Origin of the sequence: Fulvivirga kasyanovii (assembly GCF_009711405.1) — a bacterium.
Lineage (GTDB): Bacteria > Bacteroidota > Bacteroidia > Cytophagales > Cyclobacteriaceae > Fulvivirga > Fulvivirga kasyanovii.
Genome location: NZ_SMLW01000675.1, coordinates 38,884 through 65,582 on the forward strand (window position 1 = coordinate 38,884; position 26,699 = coordinate 65,582).

The window sequence follows — 26,699 nt, forward strand, 5'->3', positions numbered from 1 at the left end:
ATATTGTATTCATTGTTCAAACAAGCTATATCCAAAAATCCCCCTCTGACCTATAAGTTTTGAGGATATATGCTTATTTTGAACTTTAATTACGGAGAATCTAACCAACCACCTTTAATGAAAGTTGTCTATAAACTTACCAGTCATTTATTTCTTCTTGTTTTATTGATTTTAGCGGGATTTGACGGCTTTGCAGGATTCAGAGATAATTGTGAAGAACCATTGTCTGCGAATAGCTATAATGAATTAAATTTATATAGTGCATCAGTTGACTTTACGCCAGGCTCTCTTTTTGCTGGTTTCGCAAGAACATCTTCCTGGTTAAGGGCTTCTATGAATGAAGCAGGTACTATATATTTTGCGCTTTATTCATCTAATCCAGGGACTTTGACAGCCAATCAAATTAGAATTGATGCTTTAAATCTTGGAGGAGTTACAGCTTCAAGAATCCGCGGACAGGCTGAAACTTTTTCTGCCGCTGATACTCCTGATAATCCTTCTTTTCCTGGGACACCATATACGGGAGCAAGATTTACAGGGTTAACTAATAATACTACTTACTATTATGCCATGGTTGCATTCGATGTTGGAGATGTGAATGCAGGTACCGTTGTGCAGGGTAGCGATGCTACTGCTGCACAAAATTGTTCTGTTGCATTTCCAAATAGTGGCCAAGCGGGGTCTGATGTTAATGTTTGTGGGCCACGTCAGGTTCAATTTAATTTAGTCTTGACCGGCATTGATTATGAGGATCCGTATACATTATCCTATCTATACTATTTTGACTATGAAAATTCAGGGTTTGGTACACCTACAATAGTTTCCCCTACATTGGACAACCCATCTGAGCTAAATGTGTCAAGTCAATCGTGGTCGGCATCTGCCAATTACACTTTTCCAGATAATGGTACGGATTGTTCATATCTGACAAGAGCGCATTTAAGATATACCGATAGTGGTGTTATTTGTACCAGTGTTTTTCAGGAACAAACTTATGAAGTTTTTGATGATCTAGCTAACGGAGCATTAGGACAGATTGATATTACGGATCCACTGGAAGGTGATGATGAGATCGAGGTATGCGAGGGAGAAAGTGTGACAGTTACTTTTAATAATGAGTCTACGGTAAACTGTGTGTCTCCGATTGAAGTTGATAAAAAAAATACCAGGATCAGATGGTATCAGTATATATACGGAGTTAACTCAGGTGATAGTGATTTTCTTGCAGATGTGGAAGTTGATGCTACTGCTGATGGAGAGGGTATCCAATCCTCTTTTCCTTACGCAGGTCCTATAAAAGTGCTTTCTTCGCCAGTTGATGAAAATACTCCATTGCCTGGAACTTATGACATTAATGTTCTTCCGACCAATGTGTACGCTCCATCAGGCAAACGGTTTGTTGTTCGATTAAGAATGTGGAATGTATGTAATCCGTATGATGATACACCTGGGCCAGAATTTCCTATAACCAATCTTACACCTTCTTCTGGGGATTTGGCAGATGGAGATGAAGCTCCTATCACCGATGATGCTACTATTGTTTTGGTTCAACAACCTCCAGTGGCTGTGGCTGTTGACAAAGAAATTTGTAATGGAGGTGTACTTCCGAATTTTGAAGTGACAGTTCCAGCTCCTGGAACTTTTGACATAATAAATTGGTATGATGATGATCCGTCGGCCGGTGGAAATTTAATTACTACCAACACTTCAACTACTTTAAGCGCAAGTTCTGGGGGGGTAAACAATAGTACTACTGCAGGTCAATATACAGTTTGGGTGTCGTATCAAAGACCCACGACTGGAGTAGGAACAGTATGTACAAGTGAACCAATTCCTACTTCTATTTATATTAGAGAAGATTTAGTTCAGCCTGATGCCATTAGTGGAAGTAGTGAAATATGTAACGGAACAAATAATGTTTCATTTTCTTTGCCAACTCCGGCGGCTCCCACAGCGATTGGAGGGATAACAGAATATGAATGGTCTACTACTGGTGGAAGCGGGGTAAACCTTAATGCCACGACAGGTCAAAGTATTACAGCAAATTTCAACTTAGGAGGATCATTCTCTTCAGTCACCAGAACAATCAGGGTGAGAAGAAAGTATTCTACAGCACCAGATTGCTATTCCAATTATCGAAATTTTACAGTAACAATATACAATACTACACTTGGAGGCATTATTAACTCAGACAACGTTATATGTGAAGGAGAGTCAACAGGAGTATTGACACTGACAGGGCATCGGGGAGACGTTGTGAGGTGGGAAAGGCAGGTTAATAATGGAGGGTTTGTTGATATTGGTAATGCAGGAAATACAAGCTTTCAAGAGACTTTGGTAGCTGAAGGTACGTATGATTACAGAGCAATAATTGAAAATGGAGTTTGCACCACCGAAACCAGTGCTGATGCAACAATTACGGTTAACCCCGTTCCTGTAAAGCCGACAATTACTGAGGTTGGAGATGGGACAAATATTTGTGCAGATGGTAGCCAAACCATTTTACAGTCTGATAATACCGATGGTGATGCGGATGAATATGCGTGGTTTAAGGACCCAGATTTGTCAACCCCTATACAACAGAATACGAGCAATCAACTGGTATTGGATTTAGTAAGTGAGTCTGGCAGATATTATGTACAAACAATTGGTATCGATCCAACAAACTGCGAAAGCCAATTATCTGATCCAATTGATATTGTTATCAACCCGCTTCCAACTGCTACTATAGCAGGTGGTGGTTCTGTTTGTGCTGGGAATCCGGCCCCACCAGCAGTAGTCACACTTACGGGAACAGGACCATATAATATTACCTATACCCGGGATGGGGTACCTGCCACTGTTAACGGCATCACTTCACCCTATACCATCCCCGGTTCTACATCTGTTGTGGATGGGTTGGATGATACCTACGAGATTACATCTGTCACTGATTTGGGTACATCGATAAATTGTACGGTTACATCCCCTTCAGCGAATATTACAGGCTCAGCTACAATAGCTGTAAGTGCTGTAGCTCCTCCGGCTATAGAATCTGTAACGGTTGAAACAGCAGTTTGTGATGATGGTGCTTCTACAGATGCGCCTGATATTATTATCGATTTATCACCAGATGATAATACACAGCAATATGACATTACCTATAACATAAACGGCGGTAGTTCAATTGTAATTACTAATCAACCGGTAGATGCCTTAGGTGTTTTTAGGATACAACCTGACTATACTGCGGATTTAGGAGGAACTCCGGGGACATATTCTTACGAGATTACATCAATTGTTAATGTAACATCTTCCTGTACAGCTACCGGTTTACCCTCAGGACCACATAATGTTATTATCAACCCTCGTCCTGCGGACCCAACGAATCCGGTTGATGCTATAGCTTGTTCTACCGATTTGACAGGAGCGACACTTTCTGTGGATGCTCCACCAGCAGGAAACATAATCCATTGGTATCAGGATGCTGCCTTAACTGTTGATGCTGATCCGGCTTTCGGAACAGTTTCCGGAGCTCAGGGAGAGTTATTTACTCCTTCTTCTACGACAACAGCAACTTTTTATGCTGTAGTTGAAAGCAATACTGCTCCAACCAATTGCGAAAGCTTAAATGCAGTGTCAGTGGTACATACGCAGGACTTGGCTCCTTCCTCTGCTGATGCAGATGCGGATGATGACCTCACATTATTAGAAACCTGTACAGACCAGATTACCTTGGGGGCAGTACCTGCTGATAATGGAGGAAGTGGCATATGGACTTACTCAGGTCTACTTTTTTATGAAGACTTTGAGTCATCTGCCAACGGAACAATAGTAGATAATGATCAGTTTGGCTGGTCAAGAAATACGAACTCACTTTCTTTAGATGCTGATACACATTTTGAAGTTCGCAATAACTATTTTGAAGCAAGAGATCTTGATGGGATTGATGTTGACTGGATTTCCAATGATATTGATATTTCCGGGGTTACGAATATAGATGTTTCTGTTGATGTTGCTGAAGCAGGAGTTCACGAAGGAGCCGATCATATAGAGATTTACTATCAAATAGATGCGAATCCAATTCAGCTCATAGCTAGTGTTAACAATAACTTTTCAACACCTGATGGCGCCTTTGTTAATTTGTCAGGTAGTCTTGTGTCTGGTGGAGGCAGTGCATTAAAAATTATAGTGCGGGTACAAAACAGTGCAAATGATGAATTTTTGCGATTTGATAATGTAGTTGTCAGGGATCAATCTGCGAATACTTTAAGCTTCTCTAATATTAGCGATGAGAATGCCGTTGTTTCCGGATTGCCCGTAGGTACCACAACACTTACCTGGACTGTTTCGAGTGCTTTGGGAGTTTGTAGTCCTACATCACAAACGGTGGACGTTATTCGAAACCCCTTACCAGTTGCTAACGATCCTCTTCCTGAGTTATGTGAGGAATTGCCACAGAGTAGCAATATAGTTACAGGGGTAGACTTAACCGCATATAATGATCAGATTACCGGAATTGTAGGCTCAACAGGGAGGATCGTGCAGTTTTTTACTGACCCACCTCCTGTTAATTTAATTGCTGATCCTACAAATGTTGATGTTAGTAATGGGACTATCATCTATACCAGAGTTACAGATACTGGTACTTCTGCAAATACGTCATGTGAGCAAGATGGGGCGATTACCTTTACTGTACATACACTGCCTGATGCAATAGATCAGGGTGCTACTAATTCGGAGACTGTATTTTGCGAAGAAACAGTAGGTAGTGGAGATAAAGATGACATTGACCTTACAACCTTAAATGACAATGTAACTAATAATTCGGCTGATAGAACTGTGGAGTGGTTTGTTGATCCGGGAGGTGTTGTGACAGTGCCTTCTGATCTTACGGGTTTTGAAATAATCTCTCCGGCTGATACGGATGTGGATGATGTTCAGGATGGAGACATTTTTTATGCTGTGATTACAGATAATAATACATTGTGTCAAGATATTGCAGCAGTTGAGTTTACTATTAATCCCAGACCGGTTGATAACTCAATTATTACACCGGATAATACGACACCGGCTTCTTATACTATTTGTAAAAGCTCAAATATTCAAATATTCCAGGTTGATGATGCTTTAAACCCTGGATCAACCTACAGTTGGAGTGTCCCGACCGGAACGGGAGAGTTTGTTCAGGTTGGTGGTAGCAATGACTTTTTTGTATTGCTCAGGTTCCCCAACGAAGTATTAGCGCCCGGACTTCCTGTTACGGTAACTGAAACATCGGCAGATGGTTGCGTTGGCAACACAAATACTATCATGATTATTGTTGATGACGCTCCAGCCAAACCAATAATCGCTGGTGATTCAGAGGTGTGCACTGGACAGCAAAACGTGGTTTATTCAATTACAGCACCAACAGGAGGCTCAACTTACACCTGGAATGTACCGGGAACCCTGGGTTCAATAGTTAGTGGTCAGGGAACGGATGAAATTGTTGTCAATATTGGAACAGCTACAGGTAATATTACAGTAACAGAAACCAGCTCTGCGGGTTGTACCAGTCCGGCTGCGGATCCTTTTGCAGTCACTGTCAATCCAAGGCCGGTTATGACTTCATCAAATGCAGAAGAGATATGCAGTGGAGGAGCTGTAAATAGTGTTCTGACCTTTACATCGAGCATTCCGGGAAGTACTTTTGCCTGGGAAGTGATCTCTAAGACAGGGCCAATAGGTGGAGCTTCTGTTGGTCAGACAGGAGCGGGAAATATTACTCAGGTTTTGACGAATACATCCGGTGCCGTTGGCTCAGTTACATATGAAGTTACACCGACCAGCCCGGATAATTGCGATGGAAATACTCAGGTAGTTGTAATTACGGTTAATCCTGAACCCGTTGGTCAGGATGACCTTGAACTGTATTGTAGTGATGTGCCTCTCAATTACAATATTCAGGTAGATAATATTAATGGCTTGGGTAATTCACTGGCAAGTGAGTTTACTTATACAGTAATCAGTAGCGACCCGGGTAATGTGCCTGCCGGCGCTGACCGCGCAGTGGCTTCAGGTGATCCAATAACTGATACTTATACCAATACAGGAGCAACAAATGTTGATATTACCTATACCATAACACCTTTTGAAACCACCTCTGGCAGTGGCTGTCAGGGTGCTGATTTTGATGTGGTATTCAGAATCCGCCCTGAACCGGTTATGGATCCAGCTTTATCTGCCCTGGAAGTTTGTAGCGATGAAATTTTGAACCTTACCCTGGCCACAAATGGCACTTCGATAGCAGCCGATCGCTATGATGTTTCTTTGGTAAGTCAGGATGCTAATTTAATTGGAACGCCTACTACAGGAGCAAATTTATCAGCAACGGCTCTGGTAAATAACAGCTTTGAAAATACCAGTAGCACGGATGGCACCATTATATATAGAGTGATACCAAAGAGTCCGGTGGCTAGTGGGGATTGTTCAGGAGATGCCTTCGATATTACGGTTACGGTAGCTCCTGAACCGGTAATGGATCCGGCACTGTCTACTTTGAGACTATGTAGTGACGAGCCTTTAAACCTTACCCTGTCCACCAATGGTACTTCAATTACTGCTGATCGGTACGATATTGCGTTAATAAGTCAGAGTACTAATCTAACAGGAACGGCAAGTACGGGTTCAGATTTGTCTGCAAATGCTCTGGCGGGGGATAGTTTCGAGAATGTAAGCAATACCAGTGGTGCAGTTGTTTATCGTATTGTTCCAAAAAGTGCAGTAGCAGATGGGGACTGTTCAGGTGATGCTTTTGACATTACAGTAACTGTTGACCCTGAACCCGTCATGGATCCAGCGCTGGCAGCAATAACCATATGCAGTGATGAAATATTGAACCTAACCCTGGCAACCAATGGTACATCAGTAGCTGCAGACAGGTTTGATGTGAGCCTGCTAAGTCAGGATGCTAATTTGACAGGAACTCCAACCGTTGGGGTAGATTTGCCCGCAAATGTGTTGGTTAATGATAGTTTTGAGAATGTTAGCAATACCAGTGGAGATGTAGTTTATAGGATAATACCCAAAAGTGCAGTAGCCAGTGGAGATTGTTTGGGAGACCCTTTTAATATTACCGTAACGGTGGACCCCAAACCGGTTGTTGATCCGGCCCTGGTAACATGGGAAGTGTGTAGTGATGAGATACTGAACCTGACATTAAATACAGATGGTAGCTCAGTTGTTGCCGACAGGTATGATGTTATATTGGTAAGTCAGTCACCGAATGTGATTGGAACTCCAACTACAGGGGTTGATCTTACACCAACTGCTTTGGTCAATGACAATTTTAGAAATGTTAGCGCCAGTAGTGGTAATGTTATTTACAGAGTAACACCTAAAAGTGCCGCTGCAGATGGTAACTGTATAGGAGAAACTTTTGATATCACAGTAACTGTCAACCCTGAACCGGCTATACACCCGGCATTATCCAGCCTTAATGTATGCAGTGATGATCTGCTTAATATAACATTAACAACTAACGGAACCTCGGTAGCGGCAGATCGTTATGATATTTCCGTAATTAGTCAGGATCCGAATTTGGCTGGCACCCCGACTGCAGGTGTCGATCTTGCTGACAATGCCCTTGCTAACGATACTTATGAAAATATCAGCGGTACCAGTGGAAATGTTATTTATCAGGTTATTCCAAAAAGTGCTGCTGCCGATGGTAACTGCCTTGGCGATGCTTTTACAATTACAGTAACTGTTGATCCTGAACCTGTAATTGACCCTGCTTTGGCAATACAGACCATATGTAGTGGAGATGTGCTTGGTGTTACATTGGCCACTAATGGTACTTCTGTTTCTGCTGATAGATATGATGTTGCTTTGATCAGTCAGGATGCAAATGTTTCGGGTACGCCTACAATGGGTTCTAATTTAAATGCTAATGCCCTTGTCAATGACGCCTTTGAAAATATAAGTGGAACAAGTGGCAATGTAGTTTATCGCATAACACCAAAGAGTGCCGTTGCGGATGGAAATTGTACAGGTGATGCTTTTGATATTACAGTTGTGGTTAACCCTGAGCCGGTTATGGAACCTTCACTAGCCACGTTGACCATTTGTAGCGAAGATTTATTGGGTATAAATTTAACAACCAATGGTACCTCAATCGGAGCAGACCGTTTTGATATTGATCTGGTTAGCCAGGATGCTAATCTTAACGGCACACCTACTACAGGCCCCGATCTTTCTGCTAATGCCATCTCCAATGATCTTTTTGAAAATGTAAGTAATACCAGTGGCGAAGTTATCTATAGAGTAACACCAAAAAGCTCTGTAGCAGATGGAGATTGTGTTGGTGATCCGTTTATAATAACAGTAACCGTTGATCCGGAGCCGGTAATGGATCCGACGCTGTCAGCATTGACTGTATGTAGTGATGAAATACTGAACCTGACATTAGCAACAAATGGAACCTCTATAGCGGCAGATCGCTATGATATTGGATTGGTAAGTCAGGATGTTTTTATTACCGGAACGCCTTCAACAGGATCTGACCAGCCTGCCAATGCTTTGATAAATGATAGTTTTGAAAACCTTACCAATACAACAGGCACAGTTGTTTATAGAATAACCCCTAAAAGTGCGGCTGCTGATGGCGATTGTACAGGAAATTCGTTTGATATTACAGTGACGGTTCAGCCGGAACCTTCAGTAGACCCTGCATTGGCAAATACTACAATTTGCAGTGATGAACCGTTGGGAGTGGTACTGACAACAGCAGCAGGTTCGATAGGAGCCGACCGTTATGATATAGCACTGGTAAGCCAGGATGCTAACCTGATCGGTGGCGCAACCACTGGGTCTGATCTTACCGCCAATGCAATAGCAACAGATAGCTATGAGAACACCAGTAACACCAGCGGGGATGTTGTTTACAGGATAACACCCAAAAGTGCAGCAGCAAATGGTAACTGCACGGGAGATCCTTTTGATATAACAATAACTATTAATCCTGAGCCTGTAATTGACCCGGCTCTAGCTACATTAACTGTTTGTAGTGATGAAGTGCTGAATTTAACATTGGCTACAAACGGTACCAGTATAGGAGCTGATCGCTATGATATAACTGTTATAAGCAAGGATGCGAACCTTACAGGTACACCAACAACGGGGACAGATATGGCCGCCAATGCCATTGTTAATGATAGTTATCAAAACGTCAGCAATCTTCCGGGCAATATCATTTATAGCATAACGCCCAAGAGCGCAGCAGCAGATGGAGATTGTACAGGTAATCCTTTCAATATTACAGTGACGGTCAATCCTGAGCCGGTTATTAACCCTGCCCTGGCGACAGCTACCGTATGTAGCGATGAAGCGCTGAACCTGACATTAAATACTAATGGTATAAGTATTGGAGCTGATCGTTACGATATTTCATTAATTAGTCAGGATGCTAACCTTTCCGGTAGCCCGACTGTCGGACCTGATTTAGCCGCAAATGCATTGGTAAATGATAGTTATGAAAACCTGAGTGCTACGCCGGGTAATGTAGTTTACAGTGTTGTTCCGAAAAGTTCTGCGGCGAATGGTGATTGTACCGGAGATGCCTTTACCATTACGGTAACTGTTGATCCTGAGCCTGTAGTTGACCCTGCTTTGTCCACATTGGCAGTTTGTAGTGATGAACCTCTGAACCTTACGTTAGCGACCAATGGCACTTCAATAGGAGCAGACCGCTATGATATTATAATGGTTAGTCAGGATGTGAACCTTACCGGAACAGCTACAGTGGGTGCTAATTTAGCCGCCAATGCTCTGGCAGGTGATAGTTTTGAAAACCTCACAAACATTCCGAGAAATGTAGTTTATGAAGTAACACCTAAAAGTGCAGCAGCAGACGGAGATTGTACTGGTGATCCGTTTAATATCACCGTAACCATCCAGCCAGAACCAGTTGTAGACCCTTCTTTGTCATCGCTTACGGTTTGTAGTGATGAAATACTGAACCTTACTTTATTTACAACTATAACCAGTATAGGAGCCGATCGCTATGATATTGCTTTGATAAGCCAGGATGCTAATGTAATAGGCACTCCAACTACCGGACCGGATATGGCCGCCAACTCTCTTATAAATGACAATTTCGAAAACACAAGTGCCACTCCGGGTACAGTGGTCTATGAAATTACACCTAAAAGTTCAGCCGCTAATGGTGATTGTACCGGCGATCCTTTTAATATCACGGTTACGGTTAATCCGGAGCCGGTCGTAGACCCTGCTTTGGCAACTTTGGATGTTTGTAGTGATGAGCCATTAAGCCTTACATTGACCACAAATGGTAGCAGTGTCGGAGCAGATCGGTATAACATTATACTTCTAAGCCAGGATGCCAATGTATCGGGAACCGCTACAACAGGAACTGACTCTGCTCCTGCGGCCCTCGTCAATGATAGTTTTGAAAATGTAAGCTCAACAACCGGTAATGTAGTTTATCAGGTAACACCCATAAGCTCGGCAGCCGATGGAGATTGTGTTGGCGATCCTTTTGTGATAACAGTGACAGTCCACCCGGAGCCTGTAATGGATCCTGTTTTGGCAGCAACTACCGTCTGTAGTGATGAGCCACTGAACCTGACCCTGACAACCAATGGAACCAGTATAGCAGCCGACAGGTATGATATAACCTTAGTGAGCCAGGATGCATTTATCACTGGTACAGCTACCGCCGGGTCAGACCAGCCTGCCAATGCTTTAGTCAACGACAGTTTTGAAAATCTGACCAATACTGCTGGTACAGTTGTGTATCAGGTTACACCAAAAAGCTCTGCAGCCGATGGAGATTGTATTGGTGATCCGTTTACAATAACCGTAACGGTTGACCCCGAGCCGGTTGTTGACCCCGCTTTGGCCAATATTACAGTGTGTAGTGATGAATTACTGAGTTTCAATCTGGCCACCAGCTCAACGAGCATATCGGCCAATAGATACGATGTTATTCTGATTAGCCAGGATGCCAATGTTATTGGAACACCAACTGTTGGGGCAAATGTAAGTGCCAATGCACTGTTTAATGATAGTTTTGAAAATACCAGCAATACACAGGTGCTATTGTGTATCAGGTTACACCAAAAAGTTCTGCGGCAAATGGTGATTGTACAGGAGATCCATTTAACATTACCATTACTGTTAACCCTGAACCGGTAGTTGATCCTGCACTGGCCAGTATTGAAGTGTGTAGTGATGAGGTATTGAACATTACTTTGAATACTAATGGAACTTCCATTGCCGCCGATCGATATGATGTTTCTCTTGTTAGCCAAAGTGGGAACCTAATTGGCGGGGCTACAATAGGAAGTAATCTGGCAGCAAATGCTCTGTCTAACGATAGCTATGAAAATGTTAGCGGAACAGACGGTACTGTGGTTTACAGAGTTACGCCAAAAAGCGCCGCGGCAGATGGTGATTGTATAGGCAATCCTTTTGATATCACAGTTACAGTTCACCCAGAGCCGGTAATTGATCCGACATTGGCTTCTGCAAATATTTGCAGCTCTGAGATTACCGGTGTGGTTTTCGATACCAATGGAGTTTCCATAGGAGCAGCATCTTATGATGTTGTAGTAGTAAGCCAGGATGCTGCGCTGAGCGGATCCGCAACGGTTGGACCTGGCCTTACTGCCAATGCCATTGAGAACGATGTATTTACTAACGTAACCAGCACGCCACTTACTATTATTTACAGGGTAACCCCAAGAAGTGCAGTGGCAGATGGTGACTGTATAGGTGATCCGTTTGACATAGCCATTACAGTTGACCCCGAGCCAGCATTGAATCCAGGACTTGATAATAATGGGTGCAGTGATGAAATTACCAATATCACACTGAGTACCAATGGCCTTTCTGTGGCTGCCAACACGTATCGTTTAGAAGGCGTTAACATTCCGGCTGTAGCAGGCTTCTCTGCCGCACCGGGCAATGCTGTAGTGGGCTCTACCGGAAACCTGAATTTGATCAGAAATGACGTATTCACCAATACCTCTTCGGCGCCTGTAACAGTCACTTACCAGATCAGGCCGATAAGTGTAGGGCCGCTGTCTTGTGAGGGGGCCATAGAAACGATCGATTTCGAAGTATTGCCAGAACCGGTATTGGATCTTTCTTTGTCTCCTGCACCGGTTTGTAGTGATGTGGCATTTGGTTATACATTAAATACCGTAGCCAGTTCAGTCGCTGCAACCAGTTATAATATAATCAGTGTAACCGCTAACCCTAACCTGACACCGGTAGTGGTTACTACAGGTAATGGTTTGCCCGCCAATGCACTGGCCGGGGATATTTTTACAAATACCACAAGTTCACCGTTAACTGTTGTTTATCGCATAGTTCCTGTATCAGGAGACAATTGTCAGGGTGATGCTGAGGACATAACTTTTACGGTTAATCCTGCACCGCAGATGGCAGACCTTGATAACACGGTTTGTAGTGACGAAGCCTCAGGTATAGTACTGGCAACTACAGCTACCAGTGTAGGTGCTGCAAGCTACGAAATCATGGATATCAGAGTGGCTGCCGGTTTGGTGGCAAATGCAGGAAATGCAACGGTTGGTTTAACTACGGATGTTAATGAAATAGCCGGAGACATTTTCACTAATAGCACCAATGGTCCCTTGACAGTGGAGTATGATGTAGTGCCAATTTCAGGTGCATCTTGCAGAGGGCCAGAGACGCCACCTGCAACCATTGTGTTAACTATTGAGCCAGCAATTGTAGTTGATGACCCGGCTGATGAGAACCTTTGTAGTGGAGAAACAACGAATATCACGCTGACTTCACCAACAAATCCATCTTCCGGAGACGTAACCTTCAATTATTCTGCGGTAGCATCAGGCGCCGTGACAGGGTTTATTCCTGCATTAAATAACCTTCCTGAGAATTTTGTTATTGCTCATACATTGGTGAACAATGACAATACTCCACAAACGGTTACTTACACCATTACTCCGGTAGCTTCTGCGGCCAATGAAGGAGCAGGGTGTAACGGAGCTTCGGAAACTGTGGTAGTTACAGTAGAACCTCGTCCTGTGATGAATGTTTCATCTACGGTTCAAACCGTATGTGAGGGAGATGCTACTTCTATCGAGCTGACAACACCGACGACACCTTCATCAGGTAATGTGTTCTTCCGACTGGATAACGTAGTGGCTAATGGAGGTGTGACAGGCGCATCAACGATTGGGGATATTTTCAATGATGGAGATTTCTTGGCCGATGTATTAAGTAACCCGAGCAATTCACCGCAGCAGGTAAAATATACATTTACCCCTGTAACTTCTGCTAGTTTGGGAACGGGAGGTGCATGTGAAGGTGCTTCCGTAGATGTAACGATTACAGTTAACCCCGAACCTAACGTAGTTGCAAGCCAGACTACTGTGGATATTTGTAGTGGAGACATCCTGAACGTGTCTTTCTCAGAGCCTCAGGGCATCGCCAACACCTTGTTTAAATGGACAGTAGCTGATAACCCGAATGTAACCGGAGAGAGCGATGGGTTTGGTAACCTGCTGTTCCAGGTTCTTTTTAATAGTGGCAATACACCAGAAACCTTGATCTATACCGTTACGCCAGAAACCAATGGCTGCGAAGGACCATCTACTACAGTTACGGTTAATGTTGCCCCGACTCCAAACATTAATGTGGCCTCTAACTTTATCTCTGTATGTGAAGGAGATCCTGCAAATCCGCTTTCTATAGAGTTGGATGGAGATGTAGCCAGTACAACCTTCTTCTGGACGGCAACATCATCTAATACTGATATATCGGGATATTCAGGTGGCTCGGGTACTAATGGAGACTTTATCAATCAGGTGATTTATAATGATGGCATAGCCCCGGGAACAGTAACCTACACCATCAGGCCTGTAGGTCCTACAGGGTGTCAGGGTGCGCCACAAACGGTGATTGCAAGCATCGGTCCGAGAATTACTGGCCAGTTCCTATCATCGGATATTCCGAAATGCAATGATACTAATCCAACCTTCTTAACTTTGCAGTTCACCGGAATACCGCCTTTTGAGATAGAGTACAGCGATGGTGCCACTACAACTTTATTGACTGGTATCCCCAATTTTCATGTTCTTCAGGTTAACCCAACGGTGACAACAACTTATTCCATTGTATCTGTCACGGATGCTAATGGATGCTCAGCGTTACCTGCCAATCAAACTGGTACGCAGGCGGTTACGGTGACAGTTAATGAAGTAGACGCGACATTTCAGGTTGTAGGCGATGACACTGGGTGCTCTCCTCTTACAGTGAATTTTTCTTTCAATCAAGAGGCAGGTGTTGATTATACTTGGTCATGGTTTGATGGCACCCCTGACGAAGACATAAATGCTACTACGACTGTGAACGGACAAATTGTTACTCATACATTTGAGAATTTTTCAACATCATCAAATTTTGAAGCTCAAGTTCAACTTGTTGCGACTAAAGGTAGTTGTGTCGATTTTAGTACTAAAACAGTTACAGTTTTCCCTACAATAAGACCAAATGTAATTGCCAATAGCCCAACCACCATTTGTGGTGGAGGTAATGTTTCCTTTAGCAACTTTACCCTTGGAGCAAGTACGCATAAGTGGTTCTACAGAAGGCAGGGAGTGAGTGAGGAGATTGATGTGAGGGCGACCGCTGCTGGAGTGAACTATGATTTGGTCAATACATCTTCTCAGAATCCGATAATTTATGAGGTGGTGTATCAGGGAGGTAATGGTAATTGTAGCATTGAGGAGGTAATACCGGTAACGGTTTACAGAGAGGTTACACCATTATTCACTGTAAATAACCTCACGGAGTTCGTAGGAGGAAGTGCAACCTTGAATCTCAGCAATGCTTCCAGTCCGTTAGATGATACAGATTTCGATTACAACTGGTCATTTGGTACAGATGCATCACCGGCGACTGCATCAGGTTTAACACCTCCGACAGTTACTTATACCTCACCAGGACCTAAGACGGTTACTTTGACCATTACTAACCCGGATGCAGCGGCAGCGGGACTGGATTGCGAGGTGAGCTACACGGAAATTATCAATGTAATATTGCCGCCGATTGTAGCAGACTTTAAAGCTACTCCGGTTGCAGGATGTATGCCATTGGAAGTTTCCATTACTGAGAACAATTCAACAGGAGATGCATATGCCTGGGAGGTGGTCAACCAGTTAGGCAATACTATACTTACCTCGGCAGAAGCTAACCCCACCTTTGTGCTGGTTACGCCAGGTACTTATGATATTATCCTGACAACTTCAAATACCATTACCGGGCAGACTGCGGTGGCTACTCAGTCGGATATAGAGGTGTACGAGCTGCCAATTTCTTCATTTGACCTTAGGCCTGATGTGATTTATTTGCCAGATCAGCCTATGAGGACGTTTAACTATAGTGATGGTGCCAATCAATACCTTTGGGATTTTGGAGATGGAGCAACATCAGATGGGTTTGAACCGGAGCATCTTTACACTTACGAAGGTGTATTTACGATAACCCTTGAGGCTTCAATGGATTACGGTGATGGTGTGGTTTGTTCTGATACAAGTACACAAGAAGTGGTGGTGCAGGAGGGAGGCGCTACGCGTATTCCTAACGCATTTACCCCTGACACTAACGGGCCATCCGGGGATGGAAGGATCACCAACGAGGTGAACAATGATATTTTCCTTCCTATCACACAAGGTGTGGAAGAGTTCCAGATGCTGATCTTTGATCGCTGGGGCAGCCTGATCTTTGAAAGCAATGACCAGACTGTAGGCTGGGATGGATACGATGCGAATGGCAATCTGTTACCGGCAGGAGTATATGTTTATAAGCTCACGCTGAGGCTATCCAATGGAGATAGAACTACCAGAATTGGAGATGTAACGTTGATTAGGTAAATTGAATTATTGAGGTAACTATGTTAAAAAATATACTACTTGTTCTATTTCTTGCAGTAATAACCATAACTCAAAGCTATGGTCAGGATCCGCAATTTTCGCAGTATTATGCGGCCCCTTTATATCTGAATCCGGGGTTTACGGGTATTACACCGCAGCAACGTCTTGTAGCGAACCACAGGGTACAGTGGCCAAACCTTCCACAGGCTTTTTCTACCTATTCATTTTCGTATGAAATATTTGTAGATGAACTGAAAAGTGGTTTTGGCGTGCTGGCAACGACAGATAAAATGGGATCGGCAGGTTGGAGAACAACTTATGCAGGGCTTTTATATTCGTATAAGGTAAGGATTAACAAGAATTGGGTATTTTCACCCGGTCTGTACTTTTCGTATGGCAGCAATGGGATAGACAGGTCTAAATTACAGTTGCGCGACGGACTTGAATTTGATGGTCAATCCATAGACCCTGATCTCAATAAGCTGGGCAACCAAAACTACTTTGACTTTTCCTCGGGCGCAGTTTTATATAACAGAAGCCTTTGGTTCGGCGTTTCGGCTTATCACCTGAACAGGCCAAATCTTTCCATTCTCGGTGAGGAGAGCCGGTTACCGGTAAGGGTAAACATACATGGAGGAATGAAATTGCCCCTGTACAATGGGCCAAGGACGATTTCAAAGGTTTCTTACCTCACACCTTCATTTGTATACCGTATGCAAGGGCCGTCGTTCCAGCAGTTGGATGTTGGGCTCCAATACCATGTCGATCCTATCGCCGTAGGAGTTTGGTATAGAGGTATCCCTATCAGCGGGTCTTTCAAGTCAGGAACTGAAACCATTCAGGTGGTGCAGCAGGATGCTTTGGTCTTTGTTATGAGCTTATTATTTGGTAACTTTCAAGTAGGGTATAGCTATGATTTTACGGTGTCGAGGCTGAGTACTTCTACCGGAGGGTCGCACGAAGTATCTATAATTTACGAATTTGTAGCTAAATCTATCAGACCGGGAGTAAAGAGAAAGAGTAAGCTGATCCCTTGTCCTTCATTTAATAGCAAAGAAGGCTTCTGGAATTAATAAGGTCCGGAAGCACAATTATAACTTTAGTATTTTCATTTTAAAGGCCAATTCCGCAATTGGTCGACATAACCCTGTCATGCCAGGTTTCCTTGGCCGACAGGTTCGTATCAATTGATGTCTGTGCTTGGCTTTGAACATTAACCGGGAAACGTTTGAAGCTGATGAACCTTAAGAGATTAACATTTCTTATCCTTTTTTTATTGACCCTTGTCTTTCAGAAGTCTGTTGCTCAATGTGGGGGGCAGATCATGGAACCTGGTTTTGCCTTTTTAACCAGTAGCCGGGGGTGTGCCCCTTTCAACGTAGGTATTGAAACGCTTTATCTGGCTGCCACTCCTGGTACAGTATACTATGTGGACTGGGGAGATGGTACACCTGAAGAAACTTATGTGCAGACCAATGCCACAGGAGTCACACTAACCCACGTTTATCCCAATTCACCCGTAGAATGTGGCTACGATGTAATTATTGATGCAGAGAACGGATGCAATCCGCGAGGAAGTGTTGTGCCCATCGAGACTCAGGTAGTGGTCTGGACCAACGATGTGCTGTCCATAGATCCAGGTGTTTTCAGGGTTTGTCAGGGGTATGCTGCTGATGTTCAGTTTATAGATAATAGTGACTGGAATTGCTTCCCTCGGCCAACAAGGGAGAACGGGGAGCCCAGATGGATTCAATGGATATACGGCACGGGAGCGGCTGCTAACAGAATTCCCGGTATAAATGTTAATAGCGTGACTCCTGCTGCCTATCCTTACCAGGACCCTGCTCCAGGCATGAACCCAAAATATCCTATATATGCTCCGGGGGAAGTAAGCCTGCCAATCAATGTGCCGGCAACAGCTCCTGCCGATATTGGTAAGGAGTTTCAGATAACATTAAAAAACTGGAACCAGTGTAATCCTTACGATAATGATATCACAGATGGTAACGCATTTAACCCGGTAAGCGGAGACCTTGTAAACGGAGATAATGCCCCGCAAACCCTTACGGCCAGAGTTGTAATTGTAGATGCTCCTCAGCCAGACTTTCAAACGCGCCTGGGCAATGCCGCCGGCCCTGTGCAAAGTACATTTTGTGTAGAGGAGGATATTTACTTCGAAGATCTTACACCTCCCATAGCAGGTGCTGGTTTTAATTATACCTGGGAATTTTATGATAACAGCACAGGTACGGGTACCCCAGTGTTTACAAGCAATGCTGTAAATCCAATTTATGCATACTCCACTGGAGGACAGAAATTGATACGCCTCATGGTTCATGATGGTAATGCTGCCGGGAACTGCGAGGCTATATATGAAGACCTCGTGTTTATCTCACCAACACTGATCGCCAATATTGGAGTTTCTGATCTTTCAGATAACCCTATAGCTCCATTGTTCTGTCAATCTACTGCATCACCTGTTAATTTTGATGTACGTTTCACCGATAACTCGACCGGTGTGCCAAATCCATCAACTCAGTGGAGGTGGGAATTTTATGATGAAAATGACGTATTAGTAAGGGAAGAACCGGGAGCCGGGGCTTTTTCATCTACTGAACTTGGGCCGTTTGATGAAGTATTTACCAATGTAGGCACTTATCGGGTAAAACTACTGATCAGGGATGTCGGAACTTCATGTGTCAGTGAGGATGAAGTCGAAGTGATAGTGTATGAGAACCCAGTGGCCAATTTTTCTGCGGACAGGGTTTGTGAAGGCAACGCAACTTCATTTGAAGATCTTTCAACTTTAAATCCCATCAATGGGGAAAGTATAGTGAGTTGGGAGTGGGATTTTGATTACGATGGAGTTACGTTTAGCAAGGATGCTGCTTATGATAACCAGACCAGTTTTACCAGAGCATATGCAGCTTCTGGTACTTATGAGGTTGCCCTGAGAGTTACCACTGATCAGAACAGTTGCTCCGACATCTTTACACAAACAGTAACAGTTGATCCATTGCCATTGGCAGACATTACACCTGACCAGACCTCAGGGTGTAGTGAGTTGCTGGTCAACTTTACCAATAATGCCGTAGGCTCTCAGCCGGATGTTATCAGTCAATATATTTGGGAAATTGATGCGGGTTCCGGCTACGTGGTAGATTCTATTCAGAATCCTGCCGATCCGTCATTCACAAACATATATGCGAAGAGCTTTGCCAATCTTACTACCACGAATAAAATCTATAATGTAAGGTTGAGGAGTATCAGTGTAAATGGGTGCGAGACGGTAAGTGCGCCAGTTGCGATTACCGTACTGCCCGGGCCGAGATCAGGCTTTATGTCACTTAATTACTCTCCGTTTGATGATAACTGCTCTCCGGTAAATGTTGATTTTGAGGTAGATAGCGAAACACAATCGCTCAATCCTGTTGATTATCAGTGGAGGATAGATGACAGTAATGGACTGGTTTACCAGGAAAATACTGGAAGTACGCCGGCATTTAATTATCAGTTTGTCAATGATACGCAATCGGTTAAAAATTTCTATGTGACCTTAAATGCCACGCTTGCCAGTGGTTGTAGTGGTGACTCTACAAGGATAATCAGGGTAAACCCGGTACCGAGTGCCAACTTTGATATTGATACCCTGGAAGTCAATTGCGACCTGATGCGTATAGAATTTGAAGCAGCACAGAAGGGGCTGACCACTTATGAGTGGGAGATAAGGGAAAACGGGGCTATAACTTTCTCATCTAATGCTGTGGGAGATAGGTTTGAGCATGTTTTCAATAAAGTAACTGCGGATGTCAATGTAGAAGTACGTTTACGTACAACAAATTTTGCTAACTGCGAGAGTGACATTGAAATTCAAAACTTCATAGTTCCTCAGCGGGAGGATATTAATGTGGCCTTTACTGCTACTCCGCTAAACCAGACATTGCCTTCATCTACAGTGTTTTTAAGCAATACTACGAATAGCGGCCCATGGACATATTTATGGGATTTTGGAAATGGAGATACTTCAACAGACCCAGCCCTCGGTCAATATGAATATGGTACTTATGGTACATATACAATAACCCTGACAGCCAGCTATGGTGACTGTTCTGAGTCTCAGGCTGTAGTGGTTACGATAGATCCGATTCCCCCCGTGGTTGATTTCGATTATGATCCGGCATCTGGATGTGCTCCACTGACGGTTAACTTCACAAATCTTACACAATATGCAGAGCCAGGTAGTTATTTCTGGCAGTTTGGTGTGGATCAGGGAACTTCCAATGCCATTAACCCATCATATACCTATTATGAGCCCGGCATTTACACCGTCAGTCTGTCTGCTACTAATGTGCTTGGTGATACCATTACAGAAACCAAGCCTCTGATCATAGAGGTCTTTGAAAGTCCAAATGCGCAGTTTGAAGTAAGGCCTAGCATCGTTTACATTCCCGATAACCCGCTATACATAAAAAATAACAGCTTTGGTGCTACATCGTTCTTCTGGGATTTTGGTGACGGAAACACTTCCGAGGATGATGAACCTGTACATTACTATGAGGAGGAAGGTGAGTACGACATTATGTTAATAGCTATCAATGAAAATGGCTGTCGCGATACTACCAGAAGGGAAAGTATAGTGAAGACCATCAATGGTGGCAGGATATTGATACCCAATGCCTTTTCTCCAAACCTGATAGGGCCTATTGGAGGTGAAGCAGGCGGGATAGCGGGTACGAATGACATCTTCCTGCCAATTTCAGAAGGAGTTACTGAATTCGAAATGCTGATTTTCAACAGATGGGGAGAACTCTTATTTCAAAGTAATAATAAGAATCTGGGCTGGGATGGATACTACAAAGGAAAGCTTTGTCCTCAGGATGTATATGTCTATAAGCTCAACCTCACCTTTGAGGATGGTACAAGAACGACCAAAATGGGAGATGTGAATTTGATCAGGTAATTATGAAGAAGAGAGTACTTTTTATCCTTTTAATATGCTTATCGGTTGAGGTGTTGGCGCAGGATCCGCATTTTTCACAATATTATTCCGCACCACTGTACCTTAACCCGGCTTTTTCCGGCACTGGTTCAGGGCACCGGTTTATAGCTAATTACAGGAACCAATGGCCTAATCTGGCTAATGGTTTTGTGACCTACTCCTTTTCGTATGATTTTAATCTACAGGACTTGAGGAGTGGTGTGGGTTTGCTGGCTACGGTTGATAAAGCTGGTTCTGCAAATTTACGGTCAACTTCGGTTGGGTTTATATACTCTTACAAAGTCCAGCTTTCTAATAAATGGGTGATGACACCGGGCCTGTACTTTGGCTATGGCCACAGGAATATTGATTTTAATAAGCTTGTATTTGGAGACCAGCTAGAGTTTAGCAACGATGGGCAAGTCCCAACGACAGATCCCACTTTTGGGAATCTGGGAAGTACCGGATATTTTGATTTTGGCACAGGTTTTCTGGTTTATAACAAGACATTTTGGGCGGGGTTTTCAGCACATCATTTAAACCAGCCCAATCGGTCATTGTTGGGAGAGGAGAGTGAGATCCCGATAAAAACATCTATCCATGCGGGTGTGAAAATCCCCTTGTACAATGGCGTGTTTAAGCGGGATAAAATTTCAAGCATAGCACCATCGTTTGTTTACCAGAATCAGGGAAGTTTCGACCAATTGGATGTGGGACTACACTTTCTCTATGAACCGGTAATGATAGGTGTCTGGTATCGTGGTATTCCCATTCAGCAAAATACAAAAGATAATATAAGTCAGGATGCCGCAGTCTTGATTCTGGGCCTTCAGTTTGACCAGTTTGAAATTGCCTATAGCTACGACTTTACTATTTCTGAGCTGGGCACTATATCAGGAGGTGCTCATGAGGTCTCGTTGAAATATAACGTGGATATTGCCCTGCGGTCAAAGACCAAACGTAAAGATAAGTTCATACCCTGTCCCACGTTTGTTAAATAGTCCTTTTCAAGGTAGGTTATAAATGCTAAATTTGCATTTTATTAATCTAAACGTTATGCAGGCTTAATTTTAAGCCTAAGCTCTATGGACTATTCTGCCCAAATCCTTAAAAATCCAATATTTAAAATAGTTAGTGAGGCCGCCGTTGAACTTCAAGTGGAAACTTATGTTATAGGCGGTTTTGTACGGGATATTTTGTTGAAAAGGCCCTCGAAAGATATAGACTTTGTCTGTGTGGGGAGTGGTATAGCGCTGGCCAAAAATGTAGCAGACAGGTTAGGCAATGCCCAGGTGAATGTGTTTAAGAATTTTGGTACGGCCATGATCAGCTACAAAGGTTGGGAGCTTGAGTTTGTAGGAGCCAGAAAGGAATCATACAGAAAAGAAAGCAGAAAGCCCATTGTAGAAGATGGCACGTTGGAAGATGACCAGAACAGAAGGGATTTTACTATCAATGCCCTGGCCATAGGGCTGTCAAAGGATAACTTCGGCAAACTTATAGATCCGTTTGACGGGCTTAAGGATCTCAAAAGGAAGACCCTCAGAACACCGTTAGACCCGGATGTGACTTTTTCTGATGACCCGCTAAGAATGATGCGGGCTGTTCGGTTTGCTACCCAGCTTCATTTTGATATAGAGCCCGATACTTTTGAAAGTATTATCAAGAACGCTGAAAGGATCAAAATTGTATCTCAGGAGCGCATAACAGATGAGCTTAATAAGATCATTCTGGCGGATAAACCATCTTATGGATTTAAGCTCCTTTTTCATGCGGAATTGCTGAAGCTCATCTTTCCTGAAATGGTTGATTTACATGGAGTGGATATTATTGATGGGAAAGGCCACAAAGATAATTTCTATCACACGCTTCAGGTACTTGATAACACGGCGGATAGATCCAAAGACCTTTGGCTCAGATGGGCAGCCATACTGCACGATATTGCCAAACCAGCCACTAAAAGGTTTGATAAGAAAGCAGGCTGGACCTTTCACGGGCATGAGGACAAAGGCGCACGAATGGTGCCTAAGATATTTAGGAAGCTCAAGCTGCCTTTAAATGAAAAGATGGATTTTGTTCAAAAACTGGTCCGGCTGCATTTAAGGCCTATTGCCCTGGTGAAGGAAGATATAACCGATACAGCTATCAGAAGGCTGCTATTTGAAGCAGGTAACGATATTGAAGACCTGATGAAGCTTTGTAAGGCGGATGTTACTTCTAAAAATGATGTAAAAGTAAAGAAATACCTCAGCAACTTTAAAAAGGTGGAAAAGAAGATGCGTGAGGTCGAGGAGAAAGACCGGGTAAGGAACTTTCAGCCACCTATCACCGGTGATGAGATCATTCAAACCTTTAACCTGAAACCTGGCAGGATCATAGGCGAGATTAAAGAGGAGATTAAAGAAGCGATACTCGACGGTAAGATCAGGAATAACAAGCAGGAAGCGTGGAAATATATGTTGGAAGTGGCTGAAAAGAAAGGTGTTGAACTCAACTAAATTAATTAGATTTGAGCTTTTGCAATTTAACAAGATAGAAATGATAAATCTAAAAAGTGCATCTCTTATACTGTTATTGGTAGGATTTATATCGGGTTTGCATGCCCAGGAAACTCCACAAACCGAAGGGCAGAAAACTATGTCTGCCCAGCAGGTACTCTCAGCTCACTATGCCGGGGTTTACCAGATGGCCATCCGCTACAATGACTATGGTATGGCCAAAAATGCATTGTACAACCTTTATGTAGAGAACCCTCAGAATGACTCCATTCTTTATTCCCTGTCAGCTTTGTACCTCCAGTCAGGTCAATTTGCTTCGGCTGCTATTTCTGCCCAGGATGTGTTATCCATGCGCCCTAAGCATACCGCTGCTATGGAGATAATGGCTGTGGCATACGAGAATTTGGGTTTGAAAGATAAAGCTTTGGATGGTTATGAGTCACTGTACCTGCAGACTGACGATTATCAAACACTTTATAAGATTGCTTTCCTACAATACGAACTTGGTCGATTAAAGGAAAGTAAAACCAATATTGATATTTTGCTGGGTAAGAAAGAAGCCGAAGATCTTGAAGTGGTTTTTGATATTGGGAATCAGCAGCAAAAAGAATTTCCTATAAAGGTGGCTTTACTTAACCTGAAAGGACTTATTGCGAAGGATGAAGGAGATAAGGCCTCAGCCAAAAAATATTTCAACGAAGCCCTTACCATTTCCCCCGATTTTTCTTTTGCAAAAGAAAATCTGCAGAACATAGATAAATAATTGCCTGCCCGTGCAACCCCAATACTTCCTTTCCTGTCTATAGCATAGGAAAGGAAGTATTTATTTGGGAGAGAAATTTCAAAATATTCATGCTGACGTTATAGCAAGGTGCCTGCAAGGTGACAGGTACGCCCAAAGCCAGTTGTATAAACTTTACTCAAAGGCTATGTTCAACGTGTGCTACCGCATGACCAATAACTTTGATGATGCAGAAGACGTGTTGCAGGAAGCCTTTATCAGTGCTTTTAAAAACCTTCAATCCTACAAAGGTGATGCTGCGTTTGGAGCATGGCTTAAACGCATTGTTATCAATAAAGCCATAAACTTCATCAGAAAGAAGCAGGTGGAGTTTGCAGAAGTGCAGGACAACATTGCCGATGAAGAACCTGCACCGGTGGAATATAGTAGCGCAATGATGGATATTGATCGCATTAAACGTGCGATGACACAACTCCCTGATGGATATAGACTGGTTTTTTCACTATATTTAATAGAAGGTTACGACCATAGTGAAATAGCGCAGATCCTGGGAATAACAGAATCTACGTCCAAGTCACAATTCAATCGTTCTAAAAAGAAGCTTAAAGAAATATTACAGAAGGAGGTGATCTATGAGTGATCAGTTTGACAAGTTTATCCGGGAAAATCGTCATGAGTTTGATGATAAGCAGCCGACAGGCAAGGTGTGGGAAGGCGTTTATAGAGACCTTAACGCTGAGGGCAGGCGCCAATATAACTGGATTTGGAAGGCAGCCTCAATCCTGTTCTTTATTACATCATCCGTACTTTTTTATCAGTTAAACTATAGTGGGGAAGGTAAGCAGATAGCTTTTAATAAGGAGAAACTAAATGATGAGTTCCTGTCAGTAGAAAGTTTTTATTTTCAGAAGATCTCTGAAAAGAAAGAGCTTATATATGATTTTGAGGAGAATAACATCATGGTGGATGAAGCCTTTGAGCAAGACTTGCAGAAGCTTGATGCCATGTATGAAGTGTTGAAGGACGAACTGAAAAATAACCCCAGTAAAAAGGTGGTAGATGCTTTGATCCTGAACTTGCTTGTGCGGGTGGATATATTAAACAAAGAGCTACAGAACCTGGAGGATTATGCCAACAAACGCAAAGATGAGGAGGGGGAAAAAGAAGTTAATGTTTAGGCTTATTGCTTGCCGAATGGCTAATATTGGTCAGTTGACAGGTCAAATTCTTCAACCTTAGAGTCCAGCACTCTTCCTTTTTCACATTTAAGTACACGTCCCGGATATTTCTTTACCAGGGTATGGTCATGGGTAGCCATGAGTATGGCAGTGCCGCTGTTATTGATCTCCTGAAAGAGTTTGAATATCCCCTGGGATACCTCCGGGTCGAGGTTACCTGTTGGCTCATCCGCAAGCAGAATTACAGGCTCATTGAGCAGGGCTCTGGCAATAACCACGCGCTGTTGTTCACCTCCTGAAAGCTGGTGAGGCATTTTTGATCCTACTGATCCGAGGCCAACCCTCATAAGTACTTCTGTTAGCCGGGTTTTCATTTTAGACTTCTCTTTCCAGCCTGTGGCCTGCATTACAAAAGTCAGGTTTTCAGCTACAGAGCGGTCCGGGAAAAGTTGAAAATCCTGAAAAATGATCCCAAGCTTTCTGCGAAGCATAGGCACATCTTTTTGCTTGATCGTTCTGATGTTGTAGCCTGCTACAACGATTTCACCGAGCCTCAGGTCAAGGTCAGCGTACAGGGTTTTTAAAAGGGATGTCTTTCCACCTCCGGTCCTTCCGATCAGGAACACAAATTCACCTTTCTCAATTTCGAAATTGACATCGCTGAGAACGGTTCTGTCATCTTGGAAAATAGAGGCATCTTTAACGCGTACTACCGGATCAGAGGAGAAAGACATCTTTTTATTTTTAGCTGTTTACTTTTTTATGATCTGCAAGAAATTTCTCAAGACCAGCATCGGTCAATGGATGCTTAAGCAAGCTGGTGATTACATTTAACGGGCATGTAGCTACGTCAGCACCTATTTCAGCACACTGTATCAGGTGCATGGTGTGTCTGATGCTTGCAGCCAATACCTCAGTAGGATATCCGTAGTTGTCATAGATCTGTACTATTTGCTCAATAAGATCAAGACCATCATATGCTATGTCGTCAAGCCTTCCGATAAAAGGAGAAACATAAGTAGCCCCTGCTTTGGCAGCCAATAAAGCCTGTCCTGCAGAGAATACAAGGGTACAGTTGGTTCTGATTCCCTGCTCGCTCAAATATTTAATGGCTTTCACACCATCTTTGATCATAGGTATTTTTACTACGATCTTATCATCGATCTTGGCAAGTTCTTCACCTTCTTTGATCATTTTGTCAAATTCAGTGGCGATCACCTCTGCACTTACATTATTGTCTACAATATCGCAGATGGCCTTATAGTGTGCCCTTACATTTTCATCACCTTTAATGCCCTCTTTGGCCATTAGTGAAGGGTTTGTGGTCACACCGTCCAGTACTCCAAGGTCGTAAGCCTCCTGTATTTCATTCAGGTTGGCAGTATCAATAAAAAATTT

At 43.2% G+C, this 26,699-nt stretch carries 11 protein-coding genes; 9 read left to right on the forward strand and 2 right to left on the reverse strand.

Going from position 1 to position 26,699, the window contains the following annotated elements; genetic code table 11:
• The first annotated feature begins 117 nt into the window (after positions 1-117).
• From E1163_RS28610 to E1163_RS28650, 9 genes are all read left to right on the forward strand, one after another.
• Complete coding sequence (locus E1163_RS28610) at positions 118-11,178, forward strand: PKD-like domain-containing protein (RefSeq protein WP_155176930.1); 11,061 nt, start codon at positions 118-120, stop codon at positions 11,176-11,178.
• Entirely contained in the window at positions 11,085-15,905 is a 4,821-nt protein-coding gene (locus tag E1163_RS31590) for a PKD-like domain-containing protein (protein WP_155176933.1), read from the forward strand. Before E1163_RS28610 ends, E1163_RS31590 begins: the two co-directional genes overlap by 94 nt.
• Positions 15,906-15,925: 20 nt before the next feature.
• Positions 15,926-16,978: a PorP/SprF family type IX secretion system membrane protein gene (locus tag E1163_RS28620; RefSeq protein ID WP_155176935.1), complete on the forward strand. Its 1,053-nt coding sequence runs from the start codon at positions 15,926-15,928 to the stop codon at positions 16,976-16,978.
• 164 nt (positions 16,979-17,142) lie between these two features.
• The gene (locus E1163_RS28625) at positions 17,143-20,865 is read left to right on the forward strand and encodes a PKD domain-containing protein (protein WP_155176937.1); all 3,723 of its coding nucleotides are present in this window, start codon (positions 17,143-17,145) and stop codon (positions 20,863-20,865) included.
• A gap of 2 nt (positions 20,866-20,867) precedes the next feature.
• Complete coding sequence (locus E1163_RS28630; RefSeq protein ID WP_155176939.1) at positions 20,868-21,884, forward strand: PorP/SprF family type IX secretion system membrane protein; 1,017 nt, start codon at positions 20,868-20,870, stop codon at positions 21,882-21,884.
• A gap of 84 nt (positions 21,885-21,968) precedes the next feature.
• Positions 21,969-23,381, forward strand: coding sequence for a CCA tRNA nucleotidyltransferase (locus E1163_RS28635; protein WP_155176941.1), 1,413 nt, complete (start codon positions 21,969-21,971; stop codon positions 23,379-23,381).
• Between the two features lie 40 nt (positions 23,382-23,421).
• On the forward strand, positions 23,422-24,144 hold the full coding sequence (locus E1163_RS28640) for a tetratricopeptide repeat protein (protein WP_155176942.1): 723 nt from the start codon (positions 23,422-23,424) through the stop codon (positions 24,142-24,144).
• Positions 24,145-24,208: 64 nt separating this feature from the next.
• Positions 24,209-24,763 carry an RNA polymerase sigma factor gene (locus tag E1163_RS28645; protein ID WP_155176943.1) on the forward strand — a complete coding sequence of 185 codons (555 nt, stop codon included), beginning with the start codon at positions 24,209-24,211 and terminating at the stop codon, positions 24,761-24,763.
• On the forward strand, positions 24,756-25,301 hold the full coding sequence (locus E1163_RS28650) for a hypothetical protein (RefSeq protein ID WP_155176945.1): 546 nt from the start codon (positions 24,756-24,758) through the stop codon (positions 25,299-25,301). The genes E1163_RS28645 and E1163_RS28650 overlap by 8 nt, the downstream gene beginning before the upstream one ends.
• Positions 25,302-25,321: 20 nt before the next feature.
• Here E1163_RS28650 and E1163_RS28655 read toward each other — a convergent pair whose 3' ends face one another.
• On the reverse strand, positions 25,322-26,035 hold the full coding sequence (locus E1163_RS28655) for a cell division ATP-binding protein FtsE (protein ID WP_155176947.1): 714 nt from the start codon (positions 26,033-26,035) through the stop codon (positions 25,322-25,324).
• A 10-nt stretch (positions 26,036-26,045) separates the two neighbouring features.
• Positions 26,046-26,699 (reverse strand): fructose-6-phosphate aldolase (gene fsa, locus E1163_RS28660; protein WP_155176949.1); only part of this gene is annotated, 654 nt, incomplete at its 5' end.